Source organism: Heliomarina sp., assembly GCF_052826185.1.
This window is the reverse complement of record NZ_JBRBUI010000017.1, coordinates 524,479-536,969: the sequence shown is the minus strand read 5'-3', so window position 1 is coordinate 536,969 and position 12,491 is coordinate 524,479. Positions and strand designations below refer to the sequence as shown.

Genomic DNA, 12,491 nt, shown 5'->3' with positions numbered 1-12,491 from the left:
CGACCCTGCCCCCATGAATACTTTCGACCGCGCCCCTGTGATTGAGGTTTGTCCACCATGCCCAAACGCCTGATCCCCTCTGCCGAAGGCTATGCGGAACCGGACACCGACGGTTTTCTCCATGCCCCCGCCGCCGCTCGAAACGCCGAGGCGATCCGGAACCTGTTGAAGTCACATGCCAGCTCTCCGGGTCATGCGCTTGAGCTGGCGAGCGGTACGGGCCAGCATGTGGTCGAATTTGCCCGTGCCCTGCCGCATCTTCACTGGCAACCCTCCGAAGTTGACGAAAAACGGGCCGCTGCCATTGACGCGCGCGTCGCGCGGGCAGATCTTCCCAATCTCTCAAAGGTCTGCCGTGTCGATGCGACGGCGCCGGGATGGGGCAAGGAAAACACAGGTAAGACCCTGGTTCTTCTGGTGAACCTGCTGCATCTGGTCAGCGATGAGGAAGCGAAAGTGCTAATTGCCGAAGCGGCACTCGCTTTGGAACAGGGGGGGCTCTTCGTGATCTACGGCCCCTTCAAACGCGCTGGCAAACTGACGAGCGAGGGCGACGCGGATTTTCATGCGATGCTGCAGGCGCAGGACAGCGCCGTGGGGTACAAGGACGATACCTGGATCGTGGACTTGTTGCAGAGTGCAGGTCTCGAGCTAGTCGATACCGTCGAGATGCCCGCCAACAACCTTGCCCTGATTGCGCGCCACCCTTAGCCAGAAGGCCTCAGGCGTAGAAAGGCAGGTAGTCCACGTCGGTCATGATCGGGAAGCTTGCAGACGGAAAGCTGTCGGGCGCAGCGCGCAATCCGGGGAAGCATTCATCCAGCTCTTCGCGGATTTCACCGGCGAGCGCGGCAATCGCGGCGGCATCCGGCAGGAAGCTTTCGACCGGCAGGCCATTTGCCGCCAGCACCTGATGTTCTTCGAAAACAAGCTGGTAGTAGGTGATGCTCTCCATCGAGCTGTCGGCAAAGATCGCATCGCTTGAACCGGCGATCTTGCGGGCCTCGGTCAGGACGGATTTGTCATCGGCGACACCGCCCAGCCGGAAACCGGGTATCAGCAGGCGGTGATCGGGAGCCACGAGCAGATCGCGCTGCGGCATCATCGGTCCGATCGCGCGCGGACGTAGTCGAATGGGCGCCAGTGCAGGCTGCGCCAGCATCTGTTCCTTCGTCACGCGCCGTTTCCAGACCATCTGAACCGGCTTTAGCCCGTTCCGCGTCACGATCAGGTCACCGGCACGCACGATTTCGATTCGACGCAAACCGCAGGGGGTGCGAAGGTTCGCCCCCTCCGCGATACCTCCGGTAAAGCGATGCGGGACAAGCTCCGGGACGGCGATTTTGGCTTGAAAGCTCACGATGATCTTTTCCTGACTGCCTGCAATTGATTTAACCACTCTACACCGAACTAAGGCGGAAATTGGGACGCGCTATGCCGGTTCCCGGACAAAACCGGGGCAGCAACCTGTCCCGTTTCTGAAACCGCATCAAAACTGTGCACCAAACGGATTGCCAATTTTCCTGCCGCGACCCGGCATAGTGTCCGGATTTTTCCGAAAATGAAACATGGGCCGCCTCTGTCGTTTGCCAAGAAAAAGGCCCGGCGCAAATGGCCGGGCCTTGTCTTGTTGCATCGCGGAACTGATCGGGCGTGCTTGTGACCGTCGTCGTCACCCGACTTTGCTGGCCCTGTTCGGCAATAGGTGAAGACAGGAGGGCGGTTTGCGGTAAACTCTTTGAATTGCGGCGATTGCTGCGCGCCTCCCCGTTTCGGCATTTGACCGTGAGACGCGGAATCCAGCCGATGCAGATCGCCCGGATGGCCATATCGGACATGCCTCCCTTACCTCTGACCCGGATGAACGGGGCCAAAAGGCGCCACGAATACCGGTTGCGCTTTCATTAAAAGAATAGCCGGGTCGCGGCAAAACGGATGAAGGTGTTAACCTATCGCCGACAGCTTATCGCAAACTGGCAGAAGATTTCTGACGCAAACAGGAATTGGCCCCGGCTTCTGGCTTGTGCAGAGCGTCCGGGGCCAGGCTTTCACGCGGTCTTAGGCGTCTTTGCGGATGACGGCATTCGACGGATCATAGGGGCTGTCCTCGACGATTTCCGCGTCCCAGAGCTGATCGAACATCTTGACCTTCAGCTTGGTGCCGACAACCGCCAGATCGGGCTTTACATACCCCATGCCGATGGACTTGCCGAAGGCCACGGAATACCCGCCCGAGGTCAGGCGGCCAACCTTGGTGTTACCATCATAAAGCGCCTCGCGACCCCAAGGATCGGCATCTTCGGGTCCGTCGATCAGCAGGGTGACGCATTTCGACCGGACGCCCAGCGCCTGCATCGCTTCCTTGCCACGGAAGTCCTTGGAGAGATCCACAAAGCGCGGCAGGTCGGCCTCAAGCGGGGTCGCGTCGCGGCCAAGTTCGTTGCCGAAGGCACGATAGGATTTCTCCTGCCGCAGCCAGTTCTGCGCCCGGGCACCGACCAGTTTCATCCCGTACTTTTCACCGGCCGCCATCAGCTGATCCCAGAGATAGTTCTGCATCTCGATCGGGTGATGCAATTCCCAGCCAAGTTCGCCCGTATAGGCCACGCGGATCGCGCGGACCGGGCACATACCCAGCTCGATATTGCGGCAGGACAGCCATGGGAAACGCTTGTTCGACAAGGCAGTCGCCGGATCGGCATCCTTGATGATCTCGTTCAGGACATCGCGCGATTTCGGCCCGGCGATGGCAAAGACACCCCATTGCGTAGTCACGTCCTGAATTTCGATATAGCCGAACTCGCCTGCCTTATCCTCGGCCGATTTGCGCAGGTAATCCGCGTCATAGGCCGTCCATGCACCGGCAGAGACGAGGTAATAGGCATCCTCGGCGATCCGCACGATGGTGTATTCCGTCCGGGTCGTGCCCGCCTCGGTCAGCGCATAGGTCAGGTTGATGCGGCCCACCTTGGGCAGCTTGTTGCAGGTGAACCAGTCAAGGAACTGGGTCGCGCCCGGTCCTTTGACTACGTGCTTGGTAAAGGCAGTCGCATCGACAAGGCCGACGCCTTCGCGGATCGCCTTGGCCTCTTCCACCGCATGTTCCCACCAGCCACCGCGACGGAAGCTACGCGAGGCATGATCGTCGAATCCGACCGGCGCGTAATAGTTCGGGCGCTCCCAGCCGTTCACATGGCCAAACTGCGCGCCCAGCGCCTTTTGCCGGTCATAGGCCGGGGCGGTACGCAACGGGCGCGCCGCTTCGCGTTCTTCATCCGGGTGGTGCAGGATGAAGACATGCGCATAGCTTTCCTCGTTCTTCTGCACCGCGTACTCGGTTGTCATCCACGAGCCGTAGCGTTTGGGATCAAGCGAGGCCATGTCGATCTCGGCCTCTCCCTCGACCATCATCTGGGCAAGGTAATAGCCGGTGCCGCCCGCCGCCGTGATCCCGAAGGAAAACCCTTCGGCAAGCCACATGTTGCGCAGACCCGGCGCCGGGCCGACCAACGGGTTGCCATCGGGCGTATAGCAGATCGGGCCGTTGAAATCGTCCTTGAGACCCACGGTTTCCGAGGTTGGAATCCGGTGGATCATCGACATGTATTCCTCTTCGATCCGGTCCAGATCGAGCGGGAAGAGATCGGCGCGGAAGGTTTCCGGCACTTCGTACTTGAACCGCGCTGGTGCGCCTTCCTCATAGGGGCCAAGGATCCAGCCGCCGCGTTCCTCGCGCACGTACCACTTGGCATCCGCATCACGCAGAACCGGATGTTCGCCGTGGGTCTTACGATATTCAACCAGCGCCGGATCGGGTTCGGTCACGACGAACTGGTGCTCGACCGGGATCGCCGGGATCTTGATGCCCAGCAGCTTGGCGGTGCGCTGCGCATGGTTGCCGGTCGCGGTGACCACATGCTCGGCCTGAATGACGATCTGCTCGTCCGAGGTGACAAGGTTGCCGCCTTTCTCGACCATCTTGGTGCAGGTCACGTTCCAGTGGCTGCCGGTCCATTCATAGCCGTCGACCTGCCACTTGCGCTCGATCATCACCCCCCGCTGGCGCGCGCCCTTGGCCATCGCCATGGTCACGTCCGCCGGGTTGATATAGCCATCGGTCGGGTGGAAAATCGCGCCTTTCAGGTCTTCGGTGCGTACCAGCGGCCAGCGCTCCTTGATCTGGTCGGGGGTCATCCACTCATAGGGGACACCAGCGGTTTCCGCGGTCGACGCGTAAAGCATGTATTCGTCCATACGGTCCTGCGTCTGCGCCATGCGCAGGTTGCCCACCACGGAAAAGCCCGCGTTCAGACCCGTCTCTGCTTCGAGCGACTTGTAGAAATCGACCGAATACTTGTGAATATGCGTCGTCGCGTAGGACATGTTGAACAGCGGCAAAAGCCCCGCCGCGTGCCAGGTCGAACCGGACGTCAGCTCGTCCCGTTCCAGCAGCATGACATCCGTCCAGCCGGCTCGGGCAAGATGATAGGCGATCGAGGTACCGACGGCACCACCGCCGACGACAAGGGCTTTGACCTGGGTTTTCATGGAAGGCGACTCCGTTCGATTTCGCCTCCTCAATAGCGTCAAATGAATCGGGCGTAGAAGCGCCCCCGACACGTCACGGCTGGAATGCGACATGTGCAATCTAATGCAGCTATCCCAGCCGACAGAATTCTTCGATTTGGACGCGAATACGTTTCAATTCCGCCTGTTTTACAGGCGGATTCGGCCGCTTTCCCGCGCGACCATCCCTGTCGCAAATCGCATCAGGCCGTGGTGAAAACGTCTAGGGATCGACCTTGCAGAAGGTGCCCGCACCGCAGTTCTGGTTCAGCCGCTGGCTCAGCGACGGGCGTTTCGATGTGGTCGGCTCATCCACCATCTGCTGCACAGCGACATCTCTCTGCGAGGTCAGAGAGGTCACCCCGCTGCCACCGATCAGCGATTTTTCAAGCTGGCTCGGCTGAAACGCCTTGTCCATCGCTAGCTGCGCTGCCTTGCGCTGTCCCGGTGCCGCCCGTTTCAGCGCCTCGGCGTGTTGCGCCGAGATGAACTGCGCCTGCGCCGCGCTCAGCGGCACGGCATCGGATCCGACCCCGACCAGTGGCGTATCCAGCATCGCGTTCAGCGCGTCATAATCGATGGTCTCCAGCACCGCGCGAACCGAGTCAACCTGCGCCCGGGCCGAGACTTTCAGCGTGATAGAATCGCCCATCTTCGCCTCGAACACCGACCGCTCGGGACCGTCGCCCTTTTCTTGCATCCACGACGTCCGACGCAGGAATGTAACGCCCTGAATCACGTCAAAGCCGCTGAACGATGACATGCTCTGCATGTTCGCCGCCATCAGGTTGATTGCCGCATTGGTGCGATGGTTCGCCTGGGCGGGTTGCGCAAATTGCGCCGAAACAAAGATCAGCTCATCGCCCCGCGCATAAATCCGCATGGACTTGCGTTTTTCCTTGGCACGCACCTCTTCATTCGCGCCAAAAAGGGTCTTGATCTTGGGATCGTCAAGGAACTCCTTTTCGAAATCCTGCATCTCGCGCTGCGGTGTCATCCGCGCATCCAGTTCTTCGCTCCACGCCAGCATTTCCCAGCCCTCGGGCGCGGCGCCCAGGTGACTGGCGGGATTGCCCCGCTCGCGGGCGCCCTGTTTCGCATCCGGCAGGACCCGTTCCTTGAACTGGGCCATCTTTCCTGCAATCTCGCTTGTGTCGAGATCGGCGGCCGCCATCCATTTTCCCAGATAGGCACCCGGCGTGTAATCGCCCCTGTGCTTCTTTTGCTCGGCAAGGTAGTCCGTTCCCATGAACGCCAGCCCTGCGAGGGCCCCGAAGACAATAAGATATCCCTTACTCATTTCCGGCAATTCCTCGGCTCAAATGCTATCGTTAATTTAGCCGTCGAATGCGGGCAGGAATGCGGCACATTCCGCTCGATTGAATGAAACCTCCCCGGCTTTCGGGAAATACGCGCGGAGAGCCTGTAAGCCGGATTTTGTTCCGGGGTTGCCCCCTTCGATGACCATTCATCTACGGTACATGTTGCCATGCACCTTTAGCTGCCAACCCGACCCCTCTCGGCAAAAGCGAGCCTAGCGGCGGTATCCCCAAGGGGACCAGCCCGCGCGGGGGTCCTATTTGGCATTGCTCCCGGTGGGGCTTGCCATGCCGCCCCTGTTGCCAGCGGCGCGGTGGGCTCTTACCCCACCGTTTCACCCTGACCCCGACCTGCGGGGCCGTCTGTTCTCTGTGGCGCTATCCGTCGGGTTGCCCCGCCCGGGCGTTACCCGGCACCGTTGCTTCTTGGAGTCCGGACTTTCCTCGGAGCTTTACGCCCCGCGGCCATCCGGCTCTCCGCGCAAGGCGCATGTGGCAGCAAGCGTCGCGCCGGTCAAGCCCCAAGCCCGCCGGGCGCAGGCCCGCGCAACGCGTCCAGATCCGCCTCGCAGAGCGCTCCATGTCCCCATGGCCGGAACCGCAGGCGCACGGCCTCAAGCAGGTCCGCGTCGCTGACCTCCGCCGTGAACCCCGCCGCCCGCGCGAGATCGTGGAACGTCTCCCCTGCTGCACAGGGCGGCCCCAGCGCCAATCCCTGTCGCGCCAGCCGCGCCCAGTCAAATTTTGGCCCCGGATCGCACTTGCGCCCCGGCGCCATGCAGGAATGCCCGATCACCCCCTCTGGGCCAATCGACCATCGTTCCATGATTCCGGCCAAAAGCTCTTCAAGCACCGTCATCTGCGGCTCGGCAAAAGGATGCGTCCCGCGATTATCAAGTTCGATCCCGATCGAGCGCGAATTGATATCGCTCAGACCGGCCCATTCCCCCGCCCCGGCATGCCATGCCCGCTGGGATTCCTCGACCATCTGCCAAAGCTGACCATCGCCACCGATCAGGTAATGCGCGGAAACCTCGGCCTCGGGGTCGCAGAGCCGCTCAAGCGCCGCCCCGGCGCTCTCCATGGCGGTGTAATGGATCACCACCAACGACGGCACCAGCCCGTCGCGCCGTGCCGTGAAATTCGGCGAAGGCTGCCAGATCGGCGAAATCAGTTCTGGACCGCCGCGCGGAACGGCGCCGGGTTCCATGCGCACGCATACCCGTCGCCATCCGGGTCAAGCCCCCGGCGGTCGCGCTCTGGTCCGCCACTGGCAAGAAATTCGATCTGCGCCTGATCGGGCGAGGCAAACCCCGCGCAGGCCCGCTGCGCCCGCGCGGCAAGGTTGATTCCGCTGCGTGAATAAAGCCGGGTGCCCCGGGGGTGGCTGGTCTGCAGCGCGTAGTTCACGATATTCGGATCCGCCGAAGCGCTGCGGCTCGGCAGCGCCGTCGGCTCGATCACCTGGTAGTTCTCGCGCAACGCCTGTGTCCGCGCCGCGTCGCTCTGGATCGTACGCTCGGCGGACACCGCCGAAAAATCGTTCTCGTCCGAGATGCCGGGATTATCCAGACCGATCTGGGGCGTGGCGGCCGGTGGCTGCGCCGTCGCCCCGGCTACAGGAGCAGCGGAGGCATTCGGCGAGGTCGCCTGAAGCGCCGCCGCCGTCTCGGCCGCGATATCCGCCGAATTCGCGCTGCTCGACGACCCGGGCGTCGCATACGGCGGCACTGGCTCAAAGCCAGTGTTCGTCGTCGCCGACAGAGGCTCGTCGGAAATCGCCACCGGCGGCACAAAACCGCCCCCGGCGCCGGTCAGTTCCAGATCCCGCGCCCGCTGCGCATCTTCCGAATTGTCAAAACCCGTCCCGCCGCTGTCGGGGATCTGCGGCGCGCAGGCGCCAAGAAATCCGGTAACGGCAATGGTAAGAACAATGGGGAATACACGCATACTACAGCCTCATGGCGTTGTTTACAGGGCTAACCGCCTACCACCATTTCGCCGGCTTGGCCACAAAGCCCGCCGCGGATTCCAGCGCATATGCCGTGTTAAGCAGCTCGCCTTCTTCCCATGGGCGACCGATAAGCTGCAAGCCAAGCGGCAGACCCTGACGGTCGGTCCCGGTCGGCACCGCGATGCCGGGCAGACCGGCAAGGTTCACGGTCACGGTGAAGATATCGTTCAGGTACATCTGCACCGGATCCGCATCCGCCATCTCGCCCAGACCAAAGGCCGCCGACGGTGTCGCCGGGGTCAGGATCGCATCGATACCATCTGCGAAAACCTGTTCGAAATCGCGCTTGATCAGAGTCCGAACCCGTCGCGCCCGGTTGTAATAGGCATCGTAGAAACCGGCCGACAGCACATAGGTCCCGATCATGATCCGGCGCTGCACCTCGTCGCCAAAGCCTTCGGCGCGGGTCTTCTCATACATCTCGGTGATCCCGTCGCCCTGGCTCAGCTTGGCACGATGGCCATAGCGCACGCCGTCATACCGGGCGAGGTTTGACGACGCCTCGGCTGGCGCGATCACGTAATAGGCGGGCAGCGCGTACTTCGTATGCGGCAGGGAGATATCCACGATTTCCGCCCCGGCATCGCGCAGCATGGCCGTACCATCGGACCAGAGCGTCTCGATCTCATCGGGCATGCCTTCCATGCGGTATTCGGTCGGGATACCGATCTTCTTGCCCTTGATATCCCCGGTCAGCATCGCTTCGAAATTCGGCACCGGCAGATCGATCGAGGTGGAATCCTTGGGATCGGTGGAACACATGGCTTCCAGCATGATCGCCGCATCGCGGACCGACTTGGTCATCGGACCGGCCTGATCCAGCGAGGAGGCGAATGCGATGATCCCCCAGCGCGAGCAGCGCCCGTAGGTCGGCTTGATCCCCACCGTGCCGGTAAAGGCGGCCGGCTGGCGGATCGACCCGCCCGTATCGGTGCCGGTCGCGGCAAGGCAAAGGTCCGCCGCCACGGCCGAAGCAGACCCACCCGAGGATCCACCAGGCGTCAGGGCCGCTTCGTCATTGCCGCGCCGCCACGGGTTGATCGCATTACCATAGGTCGACGTCTCGTTGCTTGAACCCATGGCGAATTCATCCATGTTCAGCTTGCCCAGCATCACCGCCCCGGCATCGCGCAGGTTCTGGCTCACGGTGGATTCATACTGCGGTTTGAACCCTTCGAGAATCCGGCTCGCCGCCTGGCTCGGCACACCCTCGGTGCAGAACAGATCCTTGATCCCGATTGGCAAACCGCACATGGCCGGCGCATCGCCATCCGCAAGACGTGCATCGGCCGCTTTGGCCCGCTCCAGCGCAATCTCCGGTGTCTTGTGCACGAAAGCATTCAGCGCCTCCGCCGCGTCGATCGCGCCAAGACAGGCTTCGGTCAGCTCGACAGAGGTGGTCTCGCCCTTGCGCAGCAGGTCACGGGCCTCGGCCAGCCCCAGCGTGTTCAGATCAGTCATTATTCCACCACCTTCGGCACGGCAAAAAAGCCTTCGCGGGCATCCGGCGCATTGGCCAGAACCTTTTGCTGCTGGTTGCCGTCCGTCACCACGTCGTCGCGACGCTTCAACCGCACCGGCGTGACCGAGGTCATCGGCTCGACGCCCTCCACATCCACCTCGTTCAATTGCTCGATGAACCCGAGAATCCGGTTGAAATCGCTTGCCAGCGCCGGCAACGCCTCATCCTCGACCTTGATACGGGCCAGCTTTGCCACGCGGGCAGCGGTATTTTCGTCAATCGACATCAGAACCCTCTTTCTCCGTCATCCGCGCATTTACCCCTCCTGTGCCCCGCTCGCAAGTCCGCGCCTCTTTGCAAAGGTTTTCCAACCACTCCCTTCGCGCAGAAGACCTGTTTTTCCTCTTGCACGAAATACTCCGGGGGCCGCGCAGCGCGCGGCGGGGCAGAGCCCCTCCCGAACCATCGGCAAAACTCGGGGCTTGGAAAACGCGGCTTCCACACTAGGCTCGACAGAAGCAGTGAAACCCAACGGAGCGATACATGAAACTCACCTGGCTCGGACACGGCAGCTTCCGCCTTGAAAGCAATGAAACCATCATCCTCATCGACCCGTGGCTCAACGGCAATCCGATGCTCCCCGAGGATCAGCATGACGCGGCCACCAAGGGCGCGACCCATATCCTGCTCACGCATGCGCATTTCGACCATGCGGCAGACGTGGTGGGTCTTGCGCGGAAAATGGACATCCCCATGGTCGGACAGTTCGACCTGATGTCCTACTGGGCCGACAGCGAAAAAATCGAAACCGTGGGCTTCAACAAGGGCGGGACGGTTGATCTCGGCGGCATCTCCGTTTCGATGGTGCGCGCGGACCATTCCTCCACCTTAGCCTCAGACGATGGCCCCAAGGCGGCCGGTTCCGAGGTCGGCTACATGATTCGCGCAGAAGGCCGCGTGATCTATTTCAGCGGCGACACGGATATCATGGCGGATATGGAGTGGTTGGGCGAATATTACCAGCCCGACGTCGGCATCCTGAGTGCCGGGGGGCATTTCACCATGGACATGAAGGCCGCCGCCTGGGCCGCAAAGAAATACTTTGATTTCAAAACGGTCATCCCGATGCATTACCGCACTTTCCCGCTTCTTGCACAGGATGCGAAAGACTTGCGTGCGGGTCTGCCGGGAGTCGATGTGATCGAGCCAGAGGTGATGTCCGCCATCGAACTATAGCGGCGTCGTTCTTTCGCGCCGGTGTCTCGACGGGGGCTCTGCCCCCGCCGGACAAAATCGATGATTTTGCCCGCCCCCGGGATATTTGAAACCCAAAGAAGGGCGGAGCGGTTCAACCGGTGCGGCGCGCCGCGAAAAAGGTTTTGAGAAGTTCTTCGGAGTCGGCGGCGGCGAGACCGTCGTAGACTTCGGGGCTGTGATGGGTCTGTGCGCGGGTAAAGACTTTAGCGCCATGCGCGACGCCCCCGGATTTCGGATCCGCCGCGCCGTAGTAGAGCCGTTCGATACGGGCGGCGGCGATGGCGGCGGCGCACATGGCGCAGGGCTCAAGTGTCACGTAGAGACGGTGACCCGTCAGCCGCTCGGAACCGGCGGCGGCGCAGGCCTGCCGAATCGCGAGGATTTCCGCATGGGCCGTCGGGTCGCTCAGCTCTCGGGTTCGATTCCCAGCCGCGCTGAGCACCGCACCGTCGGGCGAGATCAAAACCGCACCGACCGGCACTTCGCCGCGTTCACCGGCGGCACGGGCCGCGGCAAGGGCCTGATCCATATACGACGTGAAGCTCATATGCCTTACTGGACCGCAACTGCGTCTTTCGCAAGCGCACGATATGGTCTAACGCTCGGGCATGAACAACTCTGCCCCTCCCCCCGGCGACCGGATCGCCAAGGTTCTGGCCCGTGCTGGTCTCGCCTCTCGCCGCGAGGCTGAACGGATGATCGAAGCCGGACGGGTACAGGTGAATGGCAAGAAGATCGACAGCCCGGCACTGAACGTCACCGCCTCTGACCGCATCCTCGTGGACGGACAGCCCCTGAAAGAACCGGAACCGGTACGGCTCTGGCTCTATCACAAGCCACCGGGGCTGGTGACCAGCAACCGCGACGAACAGGGGCGTCGGACGATTTTCGACGCTCTGCCCGAGGACATGCCGCGGGTCATGAGCATCGGCAGGCTCGACCTCAATTCCGAGGGGCTGCTGTTGCTAACCAATGACGGCGCGATCAAGCGTCAGCTCGAACTGCCGAGCACCGGCTGGCTGCGCCGATATCGCGTGCGCATCAACGGCCGCCCCAAGGACGAGGATTTCGAGCCGCTGCGCAAAGGGCTCACGGTCGAGGGAGAGCGATTTCTGCCGATGGTGGTGACGCTCGATCGCCAGCAGGGCGCGAACGCCTGGGTAACCGTGGGTCTGCGCGAAGGCAAGAATCGCGAGATTCGCAGGGCAATGGAAGACCTTGGCTTTGCGGTGAACCGGCTGATCCGGATTTCCTACGGGCCGTTCCAGCTGGGTCAAATCAAGGCGGGCGAGGTCGAAGAGATACGCCGGCGCGTGATGCGCGAACAGCTCGGTCTGGAGGCAGAGGCGCCGGAAGGCACGACCAAGCGAAAAACCCCCGCCCGGCGCCGCAGCACCGCGGGCAAACCCGGCCCCGGCCGACCGGGCCTGCCGAAAGCTGCCCCCGAGAAACCAGCCGGCACCGGGAACAAACCGGGTGGACGCCCGTCACCGGCTCGTGGTGGCGGGAAACCGGACCGGCCGCGGCGCAAGTAACGGCGACCGGGAAACCGCCCTGCCCCAAGCGTGAGATGTCCCCGCTTCGGCAGGCTTCAAAGCAAGGGGTGGATCGCCTCTTTTATGCGCGCCTCGAATGGCTTATCTGTAGCTAAAGATTTCGGGAGACTTATCATGTTGCGGCTCCTCATGGTGGCTGCGGCGATCACCGTGTTCATTTTTGCCGTTGTCCTGCTGACGTCGGCGTTGACTAGAACCGCAGGGCGCGCCGTTGAAAGGGCCGATATGGGCGGCAAGACGTTCAGCAAACTGGCTTATGTTGCGTTGATCCTGCTTTTGTTCGGGGTTGGCACCGGCTGGCTTGGAGGGCTCTAGCC

13 protein-coding genes and 1 other RNA gene are annotated in these 12,491 nt (G+C 62.2%); 4 read left to right on the top strand and 10 right to left on the bottom strand.

The annotated features are described in order from the left end of the window. The first annotated feature begins 57 nt into the window (after positions 1 to 57). Positions 58 to 711, top strand: coding sequence for a DUF938 domain-containing protein (locus tag ACU0FH_RS07895; protein ID WP_446194105.1), 654 nt, complete (start codon positions 58 to 60; stop codon positions 709 to 711). A gap of 10 nt (positions 712 to 721) precedes the next feature. Here ACU0FH_RS07895 and ACU0FH_RS07890 read toward each other — a convergent pair whose 3' ends face one another. From ACU0FH_RS07890 to gatC, 9 genes are all read right to left on the bottom strand, one after another. After that, complete coding sequence (locus ACU0FH_RS07890) at positions 722 to 1,360, bottom strand: Hint domain-containing protein (RefSeq protein WP_446194104.1); 639 nt, start codon at positions 1,358 to 1,360, stop codon at positions 722 to 724. Positions 1,361 to 1,400: 40 nt separating this feature from the next. Continuing rightward, positions 1,401 to 1,829 (bottom strand): hypothetical protein, encoded by a 429-nt coding sequence (locus ACU0FH_RS07885; RefSeq protein ID WP_446194103.1) that lies wholly within the window; start codon positions 1,827 to 1,829, stop codon positions 1,401 to 1,403. A gap of 229 nt (positions 1,830 to 2,058) precedes the next feature. After that, entirely contained in the window at positions 2,059 to 4,548 is a 2,490-nt protein-coding gene (locus tag ACU0FH_RS07880; RefSeq protein WP_446194102.1) for a GcvT family protein, read from the bottom strand. 241 nt (positions 4,549 to 4,789) lie between these two features. Further along, positions 4,790 to 5,866 (bottom strand): hypothetical protein, encoded by a 1,077-nt coding sequence (locus tag ACU0FH_RS07875; protein WP_446194101.1) that lies wholly within the window; start codon positions 5,864 to 5,866, stop codon positions 4,790 to 4,792. Positions 5,867 to 5,976: 110 nt separating this feature from the next. After that, positions 5,977 to 6,366, bottom strand: an RNA gene (rnpB, locus tag ACU0FH_RS07870) — RNase P RNA component class A. 33 nt (positions 6,367 to 6,399) lie between these two features. Beyond that, positions 6,400 to 7,095: an N-acetylmuramoyl-L-alanine amidase gene (locus ACU0FH_RS07865; RefSeq protein ID WP_446194100.1), complete on the bottom strand. Its 696-nt coding sequence runs from the start codon at positions 7,093 to 7,095 to the stop codon at positions 6,400 to 6,402. Then, positions 7,056 to 7,835, bottom strand: coding sequence for a hypothetical protein (locus ACU0FH_RS07860; RefSeq protein ID WP_446194099.1), 780 nt, complete (start codon positions 7,833 to 7,835; stop codon positions 7,056 to 7,058). Before ACU0FH_RS07860 ends, ACU0FH_RS07865 begins: the two co-directional genes overlap by 40 nt. A 37-nt stretch (positions 7,836 to 7,872) precedes the next feature. Continuing rightward, positions 7,873 to 9,360 (bottom strand): Asp-tRNA(Asn)/Glu-tRNA(Gln) amidotransferase subunit GatA, encoded by a 1,488-nt coding sequence (gatA, locus tag ACU0FH_RS07855; protein ID WP_446194098.1) that lies wholly within the window; start codon positions 9,358 to 9,360, stop codon positions 7,873 to 7,875. Then, complete coding sequence (gene gatC, locus ACU0FH_RS07850; protein ID WP_238371071.1) at positions 9,360 to 9,647, bottom strand: Asp-tRNA(Asn)/Glu-tRNA(Gln) amidotransferase subunit GatC; 288 nt, start codon at positions 9,645 to 9,647, stop codon at positions 9,360 to 9,362. Before gatC ends, gatA begins: the two co-directional genes overlap by 1 nt. Before the next feature lie 257 nt (positions 9,648 to 9,904). Between gatC and ACU0FH_RS07845 the strand changes: the two genes are divergently transcribed. After that, entirely contained in the window at positions 9,905 to 10,597 is a 693-nt protein-coding gene (locus ACU0FH_RS07845; RefSeq protein ID WP_446194097.1) for a metal-dependent hydrolase, read from the top strand. A 112-nt stretch (positions 10,598 to 10,709) separates the two neighbouring features. Here the strand turns inward: ACU0FH_RS07845 and ACU0FH_RS07840 are convergent, their stop codons facing one another. Further along, entirely contained in the window at positions 10,710 to 11,165 is a 456-nt protein-coding gene (locus ACU0FH_RS07840; protein WP_446194096.1) for a nucleoside deaminase, read from the bottom strand. Positions 11,166 to 11,226: 61 nt separating this feature from the next. On the opposite strand from ACU0FH_RS07840, the gene ACU0FH_RS07835 reads away from it, so the two are divergent. Together ACU0FH_RS07835 and ACU0FH_RS07830 are read left to right on the top strand one after the other, a co-directional pair. Continuing rightward, a complete protein-coding gene (locus ACU0FH_RS07835; RefSeq protein WP_446194095.1) occupies positions 11,227 to 12,153 on the top strand; it encodes a pseudouridine synthase in 927 nt (308 codons plus the stop codon). Positions 12,154 to 12,288: 135 nt separating this feature from the next. Continuing rightward, positions 12,289 to 12,489: a hypothetical protein gene (locus tag ACU0FH_RS07830; protein WP_088634007.1), complete on the top strand. Its 201-nt coding sequence runs from the start codon at positions 12,289 to 12,291 to the stop codon at positions 12,487 to 12,489. The last annotated feature ends 2 nt before the right edge of the window (positions 12,490 to 12,491 follow it).

What these genes read in the sequence shown, in the direction of transcription:
- ACU0FH_RS07895 (WP_446194105.1), top strand. Translation starts at nt 58, where the DNA reads ATGCCCAAACGCCTGATCCCCTCTGCCGAAGGCTATGCGGAACCGGAC.
- ACU0FH_RS07885 (WP_446194103.1), bottom strand. Translation starts at nt 1,829, where the DNA reads ATGGCCATCCGGGCGATCTGCATCGGCTGGATTCCGCGTCTCACGGTC.
- ACU0FH_RS07880 (WP_446194102.1), bottom strand. Translation starts at nt 4,548, where the DNA reads ATGAAAACCCAGGTCAAAGCCCTTGTCGTCGGCGGTGGTGCCGTCGGT.
- ACU0FH_RS07875 (WP_446194101.1), bottom strand. Translation starts at nt 5,866, where the DNA reads ATGAGTAAGGGATATCTTATTGTCTTCGGGGCCCTCGCAGGGCTGGCG.
- ACU0FH_RS07865 (WP_446194100.1), bottom strand. Translation starts at nt 7,095, where the DNA reads ATGGAACCCGGCGCCGTTCCGCGCGGCGGTCCAGAACTGATTTCGCCG.
- ACU0FH_RS07860 (WP_446194099.1), bottom strand. Translation starts at nt 7,835, where the DNA reads ATGCGTGTATTCCCCATTGTTCTTACCATTGCCGTTACCGGATTTCTT.
- gatA (WP_446194098.1), bottom strand. Translation starts at nt 9,360, where the DNA reads ATGACTGATCTGAACACGCTGGGGCTGGCCGAGGCCCGTGACCTGCTG.
- gatC (WP_238371071.1), bottom strand. Translation starts at nt 9,647, where the DNA reads ATGTCGATTGACGAAAATACCGCTGCCCGCGTGGCAAAGCTGGCCCGT.
- ACU0FH_RS07845 (WP_446194097.1), top strand. Translation starts at nt 9,905, where the DNA reads ATGAAACTCACCTGGCTCGGACACGGCAGCTTCCGCCTTGAAAGCAAT.
- ACU0FH_RS07840 (WP_446194096.1), bottom strand. Translation starts at nt 11,165, where the DNA reads ATGAGCTTCACGTCGTATATGGATCAGGCCCTTGCCGCGGCCCGTGCC.
- ACU0FH_RS07835 (WP_446194095.1), top strand. Translation starts at nt 11,227, where the DNA reads ATGAACAACTCTGCCCCTCCCCCCGGCGACCGGATCGCCAAGGTTCTG.
- ACU0FH_RS07830 (WP_088634007.1), top strand. Translation starts at nt 12,289, where the DNA reads ATGTTGCGGCTCCTCATGGTGGCTGCGGCGATCACCGTGTTCATTTTT.